At 56.5% G+C, this 13,866-nt stretch carries 12 protein-coding genes; 9 read left to right on the top strand and 3 right to left on the bottom strand.

Going from position 1 to position 13,866, the window contains the following annotated elements:
* Positions 1-43 precede the first annotated feature (43 nt).
* On the bottom strand, positions 44-862 hold the full coding sequence (locus ACTHO6_RS07425; protein WP_440240892.1) for an amino acid ABC transporter substrate-binding protein: 819 nt from the start codon (positions 860-862) through the stop codon (positions 44-46).
* A gap of 316 nt (positions 863-1,178) precedes the next feature.
* Here ACTHO6_RS07425 and ACTHO6_RS07420 point away from each other — a divergent pair, with 316 nt between their 5' ends.
* The 4 genes from ACTHO6_RS07420 to abc-f all read left to right on the top strand — a co-directional run bounded on the left by ACTHO6_RS07420 (position 1,179) and on the right by abc-f (position 5,854).
* Positions 1,179-1,580 (top strand): hypothetical protein, encoded by a 402-nt coding sequence (locus tag ACTHO6_RS07420; RefSeq protein ID WP_440240891.1) that lies wholly within the window; start codon positions 1,179-1,181, stop codon positions 1,578-1,580.
* Positions 1,581-1,596: 16 nt separating this feature from the next.
* Positions 1,597-2,535 carry an AEC family transporter gene (locus ACTHO6_RS07415; protein ID WP_440240890.1) on the top strand — a complete coding sequence of 313 codons (939 nt, stop codon included), beginning with the start codon at positions 1,597-1,599 and terminating at the stop codon, positions 2,533-2,535.
* Between the two features lie 140 nt (positions 2,536-2,675).
* Complete coding sequence (locus ACTHO6_RS07410; protein WP_440240889.1) at positions 2,676-3,461, top strand: stalk domain-containing protein; 786 nt, start codon at positions 2,676-2,678, stop codon at positions 3,459-3,461.
* A 440-nt stretch (positions 3,462-3,901) separates the two neighbouring features.
* Entirely contained in the window at positions 3,902-5,854 is a 1,953-nt protein-coding gene (abc-f, locus tag ACTHO6_RS07405) for a ribosomal protection-like ABC-F family protein (protein ID WP_440240888.1), read from the top strand.
* 105 nt (positions 5,855-5,959) lie between these two features.
* On the opposite strand, the gene ACTHO6_RS07400 is transcribed toward abc-f, so the two are convergent.
* Positions 5,960-7,150, bottom strand: a complete 1,191-nt coding sequence (locus ACTHO6_RS07400; RefSeq protein WP_440241000.1) for an MFS transporter — start codon at positions 7,148-7,150, stop codon at positions 5,960-5,962.
* Between the two features lie 177 nt (positions 7,151-7,327).
* Here ACTHO6_RS07400 and ACTHO6_RS07395 point away from each other — a divergent pair, with 177 nt between their 5' ends.
* The 3 genes from ACTHO6_RS07395 (at position 7,328) to ACTHO6_RS07385 (ending at position 8,767) form a co-directional block, all read left to right on the top strand.
* A complete protein-coding gene (locus tag ACTHO6_RS07395) occupies positions 7,328-7,726 on the top strand; it encodes a hypothetical protein (RefSeq protein WP_440240886.1) in 399 nt (132 codons plus the stop codon).
* Positions 7,723-7,929: a YqgQ family protein gene (locus tag ACTHO6_RS07390; protein ID WP_440240884.1), complete on the top strand. Its 207-nt coding sequence runs from the start codon at positions 7,723-7,725 to the stop codon at positions 7,927-7,929. The genes ACTHO6_RS07395 and ACTHO6_RS07390 overlap by 4 nt, the downstream gene beginning before the upstream one ends.
* A 223-nt stretch (positions 7,930-8,152) precedes the next feature.
* Positions 8,153-8,767, top strand: a complete 615-nt coding sequence (locus tag ACTHO6_RS07385; RefSeq protein WP_440240882.1) for a DedA family protein — start codon at positions 8,153-8,155, stop codon at positions 8,765-8,767.
* Between the two features lie 34 nt (positions 8,768-8,801).
* Here the strand turns inward: ACTHO6_RS07385 and ACTHO6_RS07380 are convergent, their stop codons facing one another.
* Positions 8,802-8,957 (bottom strand): hypothetical protein, encoded by a 156-nt coding sequence (locus ACTHO6_RS07380; RefSeq protein ID WP_440240881.1) that lies wholly within the window; start codon positions 8,955-8,957, stop codon positions 8,802-8,804.
* 129 nt (positions 8,958-9,086) lie between these two features.
* On the opposite strand from ACTHO6_RS07380, the gene tkt reads away from it, so the two are divergent.
* Together tkt and ACTHO6_RS07370 are read left to right on the top strand one after the other, a co-directional pair.
* Complete coding sequence (gene tkt / locus ACTHO6_RS07375) at positions 9,087-11,093, top strand: transketolase (protein WP_440240880.1); 2,007 nt, start codon at positions 9,087-9,089, stop codon at positions 11,091-11,093.
* Positions 11,094-11,264: 171 nt separating this feature from the next.
* Positions 11,265-13,835 (top strand): PBP1A family penicillin-binding protein, encoded by a 2,571-nt coding sequence (locus ACTHO6_RS07370; protein WP_440240879.1) that lies wholly within the window; start codon positions 11,265-11,267, stop codon positions 13,833-13,835.
* The last annotated feature ends 31 nt before the right edge of the window (positions 13,836-13,866 follow it).

The following is a 13,866-nucleotide window of genomic DNA, read 5'->3' as shown; positions in this document are numbered from 1 at the left end:
GATTAGGATAGGAACAGTGACGTAGCCTATTGCCAACGAACCATTACTTGGTGATGTCTTCGCCGAACCATTTTTGAGAAATAGAGGAAAGTGTACCGTCCTTCTGCATCTCATCGAGTACCTTGTTGATCTCGTTCACCAGCTCGGTGCTGCCTTTGCGGAACATGAAAGCGGTAGGCTGGCCTTCTTCATTTTTGGTCACGATTTGAATCGGCGTGTCCGGCTTCTGCTTCAAGAAGTCGAGTACGGACAGGTTGTCGTTGATGACGACGTCGACGCGTTTTTGCGCGATCAGGTCAATCGCCTGGTTGAAGTTTTCCACGGCGACGATCTCTGCTCCGTTTGAACGGGCGATGTCCGCGTAGTTGCTGGTCAAGGATTGTCCCGCTTTCAATCCTTTGATGTCAGCGAAGCTCTTGACGGTCGTATTATCCTTGTGCGTGACGAGAACCGCGCGCGAGATCGTGTACGGCTTGGAAAAATCGTATTTTTCCTGGCGGTCTGGACGAATCCCTACCTGGTTGGCAATCACGTCAAAGCGCTTGGAATCCAGTCCGGCGAACATGGCGTCCCATTGGGTTTCCTGAAACACAGGCTCAACCCCGAGGCGCTTGGCGACTTCGGTTGCGACTTCGACATCGTATCCGGTCAGCTTGCCGGACTGGTCATGGAACGTAAACGGCGAGTAGGTTCCTTCCGTTCCGATGACGAGCTTTTTCTCTGCTTTGACTTTTTCCAGCAGGTTTTGCGAAGCGGCTGGTGGCGTTGCCTGATCGGATGGGGAAGGCGCGCCGGAGCTGCTGCAGCCAACGATTCCCACCAAAAGGCAAGAAAGCAGTGTAGAGAAAATGACTTTTTTCATGATGAAAATCCCCTTTATGCTGATCGAATTTCATGGATTCATAGTAGTAGGCTCGTCGGACTTTGTCAATCACCAAAATCGCAAATCCGATTTGATTACTATGAATTCATTTTTGTGCGCATGGTTCCTTTTTCAGGATTCACCAATGGCGTTCAAGCTATGTGCGAACAGAGGAGCCGTTGGGCAAGTAGTGGTTGAGGTTGTGGGCGCAGATAGCGTACAATGAGTACGACCTTGGGCATTTGCCTGCTTTTTAATGGAAAAAAAGCAGTGAAATAGATGGGCCATAACGAACCGATAAAAGGAGTCAATCAGCATGCTAAACGACTGGCGTATGTACACGGATGCAAGCGGAACCGAACAAAAGCACGTAGCCTGGCATGAGGTGTTGCGGGAAATCGCGCAGCTTGACGGCGTAACCCGGACGCTCGTGCATGCGGCGTACGGCGACCATGTGGATTTGGTGGTGGCTGGCGGAAACAAAGGCAGGGTGCTGGTTCAATGGAAGGAACACGAGCCGGGCGAACGGCATTTTGTTTTGACTACGGGCGAACCGAGCGCGGTGATGGCGTCGCTCGTCATTGAAGGCAGCGAGGGGGTGTTCCCGCTCTCCTGGTGCATTCCGCTGGAGAAGGCCGTTCCGTTGTGCGGTGATGTGCTTCGAACATGCGACAAAGGCGAGCCGGCAGAGCTGCAATGGCTGCCTGTAGACATGTAGGCGGGGGAAGCGGGCGATGGAATTTCAAACCTTGCAGCAATCCGTTCTCATCATGGCCGTCATTATCGGCATCGGCAGCCTGATCGGTTACCGACAGCCGTTGACGGCCGATTCCCGTCAGCTGGTCATTACGATCATTGTCAATGTGGCGATGCCGTGCATCATTCTGGACGGAATCTTTCAGACGCCGATCGACGATTCGCTGTTGGTACAGATTTTTTCAATTTTCATCCTTTCGCTCGTTCTGAATTGTTTTGGCATTTTTCTGGGATGGGCAGGGGCCAGGACGCTGCCGCTGCCTGCGAAAAAGCGGCGTGAAATCGCCATTTTGTCCGGACTGGGCAACACGGGCTTCATCGGACTTCCGCTGTGCGCCGCGTTGTTCGGGCCAAAAGGCGCTTTGCTGGCGGCGATCTTTGACGCGGGCATGGATGTCGTGCTGTGGACGGTCGGCGTCATGATGCTGCAGGAAAAAGGCTCGTTCTCCCTGAAGGGAATGAAGACGCTGGTCAATATTCCGATGATGGCGATTGTGTTCGGACTCGGTTCCGCTCTGGTCGGCTTTGCCCCGCCGGAGCCGGTCAAGCACCTGTTCGGCACGCTCGCCAAGCTGGCTTCGCCGCTTGCCATGATGTACATCGGGATGCTTTTACCGCTGTTTTTGCGCAAAAAGCCGCAAGTATCCCTGCCGCTGCTCGGCTTGCCGCTCGCCTTCAAGCTGTTCGTCTTTCCGCTGCTGACTGCCCTGCTGTTGTCGACGTTTTCGCTGGACGGCGAGCTTGCCAGCGTCACGCTGGTGCAGGTAGCCATGCCTACCTTGACGCTCGCCTCGATTCTGTTCGGGCGGTATCAGGCAGACGAGGAAATGGGCGCGATGACGACGGTTTGTTCCACGTTGCTGGCGCTGTTGACGATTCCAGCCGTGGTCTTGATGGGAAACTGGCTGTTGCATTGAGCGCGCCTGCCCTGCGAAGCCGGAGGCTGGCGCAGATGGCAGGCGGATTTTTTTTAGGCAACGGCACTGAAACGAATAAGAACGAAGGGAAGTCTAACAAGATAGAAACAAACCGACAGCAATGGAATGGAGGAACAAGGATGAGAGGAAAGACATGGATGATCGCTGCGCTGAGCCTCCAACTGCTGGCCGTAGCCCCTGCTCTCGCGGCGACGGGCGGGACGCAAACGGCCACGGTGCTGGTCGATGGAAAGACGGCAGCCTTGCAAAAGCAGGCGATTCTTCAGCAACAGAAAACGTACGTATACGCCGAGGATGCGGCCAGCTTGCTGCAAGGGGTCTGGACGCTCCAGGGACAAAACGGGCAGTTGAAGCTGGGCGAGCGGACGATTGTTTTCCAACTGGATTCGGGGGCAGTCACGGTGGACGGGAAACCGCTGCAAGGCGGCGCGGCTGCGCTCGTCCGGGGCAAAGAGGTGTACGTGCCGCTGCGGTGGCTGGTAGAGCAGGCAGGGCATGAGATTGCCTGGAATGCCGAGAAAAGGGCGGTGGAAATCGTGACGATAGCGCCAAACGATTCGTTTGTTCTCGTGGATGAAACGCAGTTGACCAAAGAAGAGCAGGACTTCATCGAGTCTGTCAAAGGAAAGCAGGGCATCCATCAACGGGGCGATTTGTACGTCATTGCCCGCGGGCAGGCTCCCCATCCCGGATACGGCCTGCAAGTCACGAAGGTCGAGCAAAAATGGGAGCAGCTGTTTGTTTACGTCAAACAGACAGAGCCTGTACCAGGGATGATGTATCCGCAAGTGATTGCCTATCCTTATCTGACGGCAAAGGTGAAGCTTGCGCCTTACACGACGATCTCGTTTCTGGATGCGGATACGGGCAAGCCTTTGTTTGAGGGGCAGCCGCAAGGACAGTAGGCGCTTGTTTTTGGTATGAAGCTGGTATAAAATGGTGGTTAAGAGTAAGAAATCCTGGGAAATGGAGGTGTATGTACGTGTTCGGAGCCGTTCAAGCATGGTTTGTGGTCGAAACATCCAGTATGACGCATGATTTTTCGTTCAACGGGACCAGTCTGCCCATTTTTGCGCATACAACAGAACGGAGTTTCCAGAGGCGTACCATGCATCGACCAGGAACGGTTTGTTCTTGCTGAGAATGGGGGACCGATTCGCACGGCGTTTTCGCTGGCGAGTGGCTCCCCCCTTGCGATGCCGCAGGTAATGGCCTGCGGCTTTTTTGCGTCCATTTTTGCCTGTTCGCGTGTTCGCGGGCAAGCGCGGGACAAAAGTCGGCCGGGGCCAGCTGAGGAACTCCATGGTTTTGAACCGTTACCACAAACCAGGGAGGAAATGAACGCATGATAATCGTCGCGACTACACACTTGCAAAAATCGTACGGAGCCGATCCGGTTCTCAAAGACGTGACACTGGAAATAAAAGCGGGCGAGCGGGTAGGAATCGTCGGGCCGAACGGAGCGGGGAAAACGACCTTGTTCAAGCTATTGGCCGGAATCGAAACCCCGGATGCGGGAGAGCTGTACCGCGCCAAAGGAACGGTTTGGGCCTACCTGCCGCAATCTCCGCAGTACCCGGCGGACTGGACAGGCGCAGATGTGGTGGCAAGCGCGTTTGCCGATGTGCGCCACATTCAGGGGCAGATGCGCGAGCTGGCAGAGCAGATGGCGCTATGCTACGAAAACGAGGGCGAGTTGAATCGGCTGATGCAGCGCTATCAGAAGCTGCAGGACGAGTTCGAGCAGCTGGACGGCTACCAGTGGGAGACGCACATGGCGCAGGTGACGCAAGGGTTGGGCATTAGCGCGGAGCTTTTGGCGACGCCCTTTGCCAAGCTCAGCGGGGGCGAAAAGACGAAGGCGGGTCTGGCCAAGCTGTTGTGCCAAAAAAGCGACGTCCTGCTGCTGGATGAGCCGACCAACCACCTCGATGTGGAATCGATGGAGTGGCTGGAGCAATTTTTGCAGAGCTATCCGGGAACGGTACTGATTATTTCCCATGACCGCTACTTCCTGGATGCTGTCGTGACGTCGATCTACCATGTCGACGGCGGGGAGGCGGAGTTCTACATCGGCAACTACAGCGCGTTTGCCGCCGAGCGGGAGGAGCGCTTGCTGCGTCAGTTTGCCGCCTACCAGGAGCAGCAAAAAAAAATCAAAAAGATGAAGGAGACGATCAAACGGCTCAAAGAGTGGGGCAATCGCTCCAATCCGCCGAACGAAGCGTTTCACCGCCGGGCGAAGAGCATGGAAAAGGCGCTGGCGCGCATCGAGCGGATCGAGCGGCCGAAAATGGAAGCCGACCGGATGGGCTTGCAGTTCAAAAAGACCGACCGGAGCGGCCAGGATGTGCTGATCGTAAAAGGCGTACACAAAGCGTACGGGGGCAAACCGTTGTTTTCCGACGCCAGCCTGCTGCTCCGCTTCGGGGAGCGAAAAGCGCTGCTCGGGCCGAACGGCTGCGGAAAGTCGACGCTCATTCGCATGCTCCTGGGCGAAATCGAGCCGGACGCGGGCACGCTCACCATGGGCAGCAGCGTCAAGGTCGGATATCTTTCGCAGCAAGCGCTGGAAGGGGACCAAAACCAGCGGCTGATCGACGCGTTCCGCGACGTGGCGAAGGTGACGGAGGCAGAAGCGAGACATTTGCTGGCGCGGTTTCTGTTCTACGGCGAGCACGTCTTCAAGCGGATCGGCCAGCTGAGCGGCGGCGAGCGCATGCGGCTGCGCCTGGCCCAGCTCATGCATCAGGACATCAACCTGCTCATCCTGGACGAACCGACCAACCATCTCGATATCGAAGCGCGGGAAACGCTGGAGGAAGCGCTCGCTGAGTTTCACGGTTCTTTGTTCATCGTCTCCCACGACCGTTATTTTCTGCAAAAAATGGTCGACGGCGTCTTTTGGGTGGAGGATCGACAGCTCGTGCATGATGTCGGCAGCTACGAGGAGGCGCGGGAAAAGCAGAAGCGGCGTAGCGCAGCGCGGGCTGACAGGCGCGGGGAGGAAGAAACAAGCAAAGCGAGCCAGCCAGCGCCGCAAGCGGCAGCGAAAAGCAAGTCGTCTCACGGAACCGTGAGCCCCGGCGCCCCATCCAAACGTCCCAACGCCTTCAAGCTGGCAGAACTGGAGGAGCGAATTGCCAGGCTGGAGGAGCAAAAAGAACGTCTGAACAGACGGCTGGCGGAGGGGACGGCGGACTATCGGCAACTGGCGGAGTGGCAAGCGGAAAGCGAGCAGGTGCAACAAGAAATCGATGCGGCGTACTTCGCCTGGATGCAGTTGCAGGAGGCGTAAGCGAAGCGGCCTGCGGGCAAGCAAAAGAAAGGCAGCGAAGAAGCGCGGACACAAAGTCCGGGGCTTCCGCTGCCTTTGGCGTTTGACGGACAAACGGGCTGTCGGCTACGAATTCGAGGTTTGCACAGTCGGCTCCGGGTCGGGCAGCCGTCGATAGCTGCCGAAAAACCAGAGCAGAATCAGCACCATCAGGACGCCCCCGAGGAAAAACGGGGCGCTGTGGGAGAACGGGTAGACCGCGCCGCCTGCCAGCGGACCCAGGATGCGTCCGAGGCTGTCCATCGAGCTGATCGTCCCGCTGGTGACGCCTTGTCCTTGCGTAGTACGCTGCGTAATCATCGCGGTGGCGGTTGCCCGGATCATGCCTTGTCCGGCCCCGAACAAGGACAAAATCAACGCCAGCGCCCAAAAGTTGCCGGACAGCGGAATGGCGAAAAAGCCGATGCCGTAAAAAATCATTCCCAGGGCAAGCACGGCGGCTTCTCCGAACTGTTTGACCAGCCTGCCGATCAGGCCGCCTTGCACACAGGCTGCAATCAGGCCCATGACGAGAAACATGTAGCCAAGGTCTTTGGACGTAAAGCCGTACAGATCGCTGATGAACAGCGCAAAGGTCGTCTCCAGTCCGGAAAAGGCGAACGAGACCACAAACAGGATCGCATACAAAAGCGACAGGGAGCCGAATAGAGAAGGGAGCGGGTTTTTTCGCGCTTCTTTGGGCAGGCTCGTCCGCTTTTCTTTGGGCAGGCTTTCCGGCAAAGCGACGAGAATGAACAGAAACGTGACGAACGCGACGATCCCCGCCGCGTAAAAGGGAACCGCAAACCCGTACCCGCTGAGCAGACCGCCCATGACGGGGCCGAAGACAAAGCTGAGGCCAATCCCGGCACCGACGACCCCCATTCCTTTTGCCCGCTCTTCAGACGGGAACAGGTCTGCGACCATGGCTGTCACCGTGGGCAGTGCCGCTGCGGAGACGATGCCGCCCAGGATGCGGTAGACGAGCATTTCCGTATAGCTGCTTGCCATTCCAAACAGGATAAAGGTGACGGCGAAGCCGAAAAGGCCAAAAGAGACGAGCGGCTTTCGCCCGATCCGGTCGGAGAGGCTTCCCCATACAGGTGCGAACAAAAGCTGCATGATGTTGTAGCTGGCGAACAAAACGCCGATTTGAAAGGAAGACGCCCCTCGTTTTTCTGCTAGGAAAGGGAGAATAGGAATGATGATGCCAAATCCGAGCATGGTCAAAAAGGCAATGAAGAACAAGAGAGCCAGGTACTTCTTCTTCACGAACAGTTCCCTCGTTTCACGCGAAAATCAGCTGCTTTTTGCTTGCATGTACCACCTTACGTGAACGAAGTGTCGAAGTCAAGCGAGCGGCGTGGGCAGCAACGCTCCTGGCATGGTATAATGGAAAAGAAACAAGAATCGTTTCGCAAGTCGTCTAGTATATATCCATGAGGTGTTGGTTCCATGTCTACTGCAATGCTGTACTACCTGGCCTGGCATGAAGATGATTGGCTGGATGAAGTTCTCGACCGCTTTCCCGAGGTGAATGCCATGGTGCCTACAGCGAAAACGTTTGAGCTGATCGCGGGGCAGCGGGAATCGAATGAGGTAACGCGCGCGGTCCTCGTCTTGAATGCGGCCGAGGAACAGGACAGATGCCGCGAATTTTTGCGTCTGCGCCAGGAGCATCCCCTGCTTTCCAAAGATCCGCTCTACCTTGTCGGATTGAAGCCTGAGGAAGAGGAGGCGTGGCAGGAAGCGTATCCGGATGCGAAGATCATCGTCATTACCGGCTTTGCTGTCGAGTTTGATTACGATGCCGTCCTCGCGAGGATGGAAATCGATCTGGAGGGAGCCCATTGAAAGCGAACCCGAATGAGTTCGATTTAAAGGCGTTTCTGCACCGCTTTGGCTTGTTCATCTACACAGGAGACCCGGAGGGGGATCTGTTGTTGATCGAGGACGAGATTCGCGAGCTGTACGAATTGAATGTGATCGAAAAGGAAGAGTTTATGGAGGCCATGTCCGCTGTGCGCAGCAAGCGCCAGGCGTTGGACAGCCGCTAACAAAAAAAGCGAAAAACCGGAACCAGGCGTGTTTATCTGCTGCTCTCAGGGTGCGGCGGTGATAAGCGCGTTTTTTTGTGCTTCTGGTACCCAGCCAGCCCGCCCCGCTTTCTTCAACCATTTGTCATAAATCCTTTCCCAAAATGTAAGGCATTCGTTTCCTTTTCGAAAGGTTTCCCCTGTAGCATAGAGAGCAGGCTGGAGAGAAGGAGCGGAGAATGGGATGACAGACGTTGCAGCGTTTTGGAGCGAACTGGGGAAAGAACTTCTCCGGCAACTCGTTCCCGATGAAATTTCGGTGATGGGTGCGGGCGCAAGAATGACACAGGTGGATGCAGAATTTTTCGCTGGGTACGCAGTCGTTTTGGCGGCGGCACTCATCGGGATAGGGGCAAGCTACATCGCGGGCGCGAGGATGGGGGCGCCTGTTCTTGCACGGCTGATCGGCCGATCCCGGGCTGCCCGACTGAGACGCGGGCAAAAGCAGCAGGAATACGCGGGCTGGCTTCTGTCCATCAGCGTATGGATTCCGGTGGCGCGCCAACTGGTGCCGTTTGTTGCCGGGGGATGCCGGATGCCGCTGCGACGGTTTTGGCTGTTTTTTCTGCCCAGCACGTTCGTCTGGACGCTTCATTCTTTTCTCATGGGCTACTGGTTTTCGGACGAGCTGGACGCGCTGCTGGCAGGCGTGTACGCGTACAGGAACATTGCGTTGGGGACAGCAGTTGTCGCCGCCGTCTGCTACATCGCGATTCGCCAGTACATGCGAATGAAGCTTTGGAGGGGAGCCAGAAGCGCGAAGCACAGGGGAGAATTGCAAAAGGAGCCGACTGCCTGAGAGGGAAAACGCCCAGGACAGCCGGCTTTTTTTCTCACACTTCCTCGGGACGGTGATTTTCCGCCGCCTGTCTGCGCAGCTTTTCCCTGTTCTTTTTCAGGACGGGCGAGCTGCTCATGGCGGCAAACAGCATGCCGAACCCGGCGAGTGCCAGCACGATGCCAATGATGAGGTAGAGGGTAGAAGACATTCGAAAAAGACCTCCTTCTTCTATGAAAGCAAGCATGAACTTGAACTTGAACTATGCTATAATGGCACAGTGTGTTTTACTCGATACTACGTATTGACTTATAGAAAAGCACAGGGAGGATTTCGCGAGATGACTCAGCATACGTCTGTCGATCAGCTATCCATCAACACCATCCGCACGTTGGCGATTGATGCCATTGAAAAAGCCAATTCCGGCCACCCGGGAATGCCAATGGGCGCTGCCCCTATGGCTCATGTCCTGTGGAGCCGTTTCATGAAGGTCAACCCTAGCAATCCGCAGTGGATCGACCGCGATCGCTTTGTCCTGTCTGCCGGACATGGCTCTATGCTATTATACTCGATGTTGCACTTGATGAAATACGATGTTTCGCTGGAAGACCTGCATAACTTCCGCCAATGGGGCAGCAAAACGCCAGGCCACCCGGAGTTTGGGCATACGGCTGGCGTGGATGCGACGACCGGACCGCTGGGACAAGGGATCGCGATGGCGGTCGGGATGGCCATGGCGGAAAAGCATATGGCAGCTGTTTACAACCGCGACAGCTTTGATATCGTCAACCACTACACCTACGTCATTTGCGGCGACGGCGACCTGATGGAAGGCGTGTCCAGCGAAGCGTCTTCCCTGGCGGCACACCTGAAGCTGGGCAAACTGATCGTGCTCTACGATTCGAACGATATTTCCCTGGACGGCGAGCTGTCCCGCTCCTTCTCGGAAAACGTGGCGGCGCGCTACCAGGCATACGGCTGGCAATACTTGCGCGTAGAAGACGGAAACGACCTGGCCGCGATTGAAGCGGCGATTGCGGAAGCGAAAAAAGACCTGGATCGTCCTACCCTGATCGAAGTCAAAACGATTATCGGTTACGGCAGCCCGAACAAAGGCGGCTCCAGCGCTTCCCATGGCGCTCCGCTCGGCAAGGAAGAAGTGAAGTTGACCAAGGCGAACTACGCGTGGACGCACGAAAATGAATTCCACGTTCCGCAGGAAGTAGCAGACTTCTACGCCAGCCTGGCAGAAGCGGGCGAAAAAGCGGAAGCGGCATGGCGCGACAAGTTTGCGGCCTACGCCAAGGCGTACCCGGATCTGGCGGCGCAATTCACGACCGCACAGGAAGGGCACCTGCCAGCAGGCTGGGATGCGAACATGCCTGTGTACGAGGCAGGAGCCAAACTGGCGACGCGCGTAGCGTCCGGAAACGCGATCAACGCGCTGGCGAAAACCGTTCCGTTCTTCCTCGGCGGTTCCGCTGACCTGGCTCATTCCAACAACACCGTCATCAAAGAAGCGGGCAACTTCCTGCCAGGCTCCTACGAGGGCCGCAACATCTGGTTCGGCGTTCGCGAGTTCGCCATGGGGGCAGCCCTCAACGGGATGGCTTTGCACGGCGGCGTGAAAGTGTACGGCGGTACGTTCTTCGTCTTCTCCGACTACCTGCGTCCGGCGATCCGCCTCTCTGCGCTGATGAAGCAGCCAGTGGTGTACGTGTTCACGCACGACTCCATCGCAGTCGGCGAAGACGGTCCGACGCACGAGCCGATTGAACAGCTCGCTTCCTTGCGCGCGATGCCAGGACTGACCATTATGCGTCCGGCAGATGCAGTGGAGACGAACGAAGCGTGGAAATACGCGATATCCCGCACGGACGAGCCAGTCGTACTGGTGCTCACTCGCCAAAACCTGCCCGTTCTGCCTGAGACGATCGAAAAAGCGGCAGAAGGCGTGACCAAAGGGGCATACGTACTGGCAGATGCGCCAAGCGGCAATCCGCAGCTCATCCTGCTGGCTACCGGCTCCGAGGTATCTCTGGTGATGCAAGCCCGCGAAGAACTGCTCTCCCGCGGCATCGAAGCGCGCGTCGTGTCCATGCCAAGCTGGAACCTGTTCGAGCGTCAGCCGCAAGAATACCGCGATGCAGTCATTCCTCCGACGGTCAAAGCACGGGTAGCCGTAGAAATGGGCTCGCCGCTGGGCTGGGAGCGTTACACCGGAGATAGCGGCAAAATCATCGCAATCAACCAGTTCGGCGCATCCGCACCAGGCGAACGCATCATGCGCGAATACGGCTTTACGGTAGAAAATGTGGTGGCAACTGCCGAAGAGCTGCTGAAATAAATCGTTTTGATCGGTCAAAAAAAGCCTATCTCCGAAGAGATAGGCTTTTCCAGTGACAAATGGAAAGCAGTATGGAATGATAGACACGTGCCAAAACCAAACGGAGAAACTTTTTTCGAAAGCATCCGTCTATATAAGATGCGGGGGAGAGAGAAAACCAGGAGGTAAGAAATGGCAACAAAGGCCAAGAAGAAAGTCAGGAAGAAAAAGAACAACTTGCTGATGATTGCCGTAGGATTCGCAGTCTTTCTCATCTTGAGCGTCATTGGGGGATACTTCTCCCTGCTGTATGCGGGAGATCGGATGATTGCGGAAAACGAACAGAAGCTGAAAGATTTGAAAACAGAACCAACCGTCATATACGACAAAAACGGCGAAGAGATGACGAGCCTGATTCGTCAAAAAAACCGTGAATACAAGCCGATCAGCGAAATGCCCAAAATTTTGATTAACGCGTTCCTCGCCGTCGAGGACAAACGCTTCTTCGAGCACAAGGGCGTCGACATGATCCGGATCGGCGGTGCCATTATCAATGACATTAAAAAAGGTTCACTGGCTGAAGGGGGAAGCACGATCACCCAACAGCTGGCCCGCAACGTATTTCTCACCCTGGACCAAACGTTTTGGCGCAAGACGAAAGAAATGAGTATCGCGATCGGACTGGAACGCCGATACTCGAAGGATCAGATATTGGAAATGTACTTGAACCGCGTCTATTTGGGCGAAGGGGAGTTCGGCGTCGAGGACGCGTCCAACTATTACTTCGGACATTCTGTCAGTGATGAGCGGTTTACGATCGCCAAAGCGGCGATGCTGGCGGCAATTCCGAAAGCACCGACGACCTACTCGCCGTTCAACAACCCGGAAAAGGCGAAGCTGCGCCGGGATACCGTTATTCGCCTGATGTATGAGCAGGGCATCATTACCGAATCGCAAAAAAATGAAGCGCAGGCAGAGCCGCTGCCAACCGAACCGACGGAAGTCGCCGGAGCCAGCCTGAAAAAAGGCTACCGCGCCTTTTTCGACCACATGGTAGAAGAAGCGGAAGTCAAGTACGGCGTGACAGAGGAAGAGCTGTACCGCGGCGGCTGGCAGGTGTACACGACGTTTGATCCGAAAGTGCAGGATGCCATGATCGAGGAGTACGCCAACGCGAAAAACTTCCCGAAAGACGGGCCGAAGCGCGGCGTGGAGTCGGCCATGATCGTCGTGGATGCGAAAAACGGCGGCATCGCCGGGATGATGGGCGGTCGCAACTACGCGGCAAAAGGCTTCAACTACGCGTCGGACATGAAGCGTCAGCCGGGCTCCAGCTTAAAGCCGCTGGCTGTGTACGCGCCTGCGATTGACTCGGACAGCAAATGGGGGCCGAATTCTTCCCTCAGCAACAAGCGACAGAGCTTTAACGGCTATGAGCCTCGCAACTACAACAACAAATACAGCGATTCCGTAAGCATGAACCGTGCCTTGATTGATTCGCTCAACGTGCCCGCGGTTTGGCTGTTGAATGAGATCGGCGTGCAAACGGGGATTGATTACTTGCAAAAATTCGGCATCGAGCTGGCGCCGGAAGACCGGAACCTGGCGATTGCGCTCGGAGGTCTCAGCAAAGGAACGTCCCCGCTGAAAATGGCGCAGGCCTATACGGCCTTTGCCAATGGCGGGATCATGTCCGAGGCGCACACGATTACGAAAATCGAGAACAAGAGTGAAGGCGTCGTCCGCGAGTATGAAGGAAAACAGACCGAGGTGCTGAAGCCGCGAGCGGCATGGGCCGTTCACACCATGCTGGAGAGAGCGGTTCAGGAAGGAACAGGGAAGGCAGCCCGTATCTCCGGACGCCGCGTTGCCGGAAAAACGGGTACGACCCAGTCGATTGCCGGGGACAGCAGCGTGAACAAGGATGCCTGGTTCGTCGGTTATACGCCGGAATACGTCGGCGCCGTCTGGATGGGCTTCGACCCCGAGGACAAACAGCACTTGATGCGTCAGGGCAGCAGCCTGACCGCGCAAATGTTTTCCAAGGTGCTCGCGGCCGGTTTGAAGGGCGTGAAGGCTTCAGACTTCGTGCGACCGGATGGCGTTGCGGACCAGCAGCAAGAGGAAGAAACCGCACAGCCGCTGCAACTGGCGGCAGACCTGACACTGGACAACAACCAGTTGAAGGTCGTCTTGAGCTGGATTGGCGGGGCGCCCGATTACACCTATGACGTGTACCGCATCAAGCCAAACGGCGAGCGCGAGCTGATTGTGGCGGGATGGAAGGATACGACATTCATCGATACGCTGGATCAACCGAACGAGTATCGCTATGTCGTGGTTCCGCGCAACGCCCGGGGCGAGGAACAGACGCCTTCGCCGATCACCCCCATTAACTCGCAAAGCCTGGAGAACCTGATTCGTGCCGGGGAAGAGCAGCACGAGGACGGCAACACCCAGGAGCCGAATCCGGATGGAACAGGTAGCGACAACGGTGACGGCACGCCCCAGTTCCCGCCGAACTTTGGCGGCGGAAACGGCAACCAGGGCACTAATGGCGGACAGCCGGGCGGCCAAAATCCGAATGGCGGCCAGGGCAATCCGGGCAACCAAGGAACTCCGGGGAATGCTGGCGAAGTGCCGCCCGATATCGCCAACCCAGGCAATGGGCCATCAGGCTCCTCTAACGGCAATCAGCAACCGACACCGCCTGCGGATGGCGGGCAGCAGCCGGGAAATTCCACAGGAACGAATGGCGGCTGATTCGCATATAGATAGACAACTCGACCGATTC

The organism is Brevibacillus sp. SAFN-007a (genome assembly GCF_051967035.1).
Lineage (GTDB): Bacteria > Bacillota > Bacilli > Brevibacillales > Brevibacillaceae > Brevibacillus.
Note: the sequence above shows the minus strand (reverse complement) of the source record. Positions and strands in the feature narration are given on the sequence as shown.

Coding starts and splice junctions, on each gene's coding strand:
- ACTHO6_RS07425 (WP_440240892.1), bottom strand. CDS start 862: ATGAAAAAAGTCATTTTCTCTACACTGCTTTCTTGCCTTTTGGTGGGA.
- ACTHO6_RS07420 (WP_440240891.1), top strand. CDS start 1,179: ATGCTAAACGACTGGCGTATGTACACGGATGCAAGCGGAACCGAACAA.
- ACTHO6_RS07415 (WP_440240890.1), top strand. CDS start 1,597: ATGGAATTTCAAACCTTGCAGCAATCCGTTCTCATCATGGCCGTCATT.
- ACTHO6_RS07410 (WP_440240889.1), top strand. CDS start 2,676: ATGAGAGGAAAGACATGGATGATCGCTGCGCTGAGCCTCCAACTGCTG.
- abc-f (WP_440240888.1), top strand. CDS start 3,902: ATGATAATCGTCGCGACTACACACTTGCAAAAATCGTACGGAGCCGAT.
- ACTHO6_RS07395 (WP_440240886.1), top strand. CDS start 7,328: ATGTCTACTGCAATGCTGTACTACCTGGCCTGGCATGAAGATGATTGG.
- ACTHO6_RS07385 (WP_440240882.1), top strand. CDS start 8,153: ATGACAGACGTTGCAGCGTTTTGGAGCGAACTGGGGAAAGAACTTCTC.
- ACTHO6_RS07380 (WP_440240881.1), bottom strand. CDS start 8,957: ATGTCTTCTACCCTCTACCTCATCATTGGCATCGTGCTGGCACTCGCC.
- tkt (WP_440240880.1), top strand. CDS start 9,087: ATGACTCAGCATACGTCTGTCGATCAGCTATCCATCAACACCATCCGC.
- ACTHO6_RS07370 (WP_440240879.1), top strand. CDS start 11,265: ATGGCAACAAAGGCCAAGAAGAAAGTCAGGAAGAAAAAGAACAACTTG.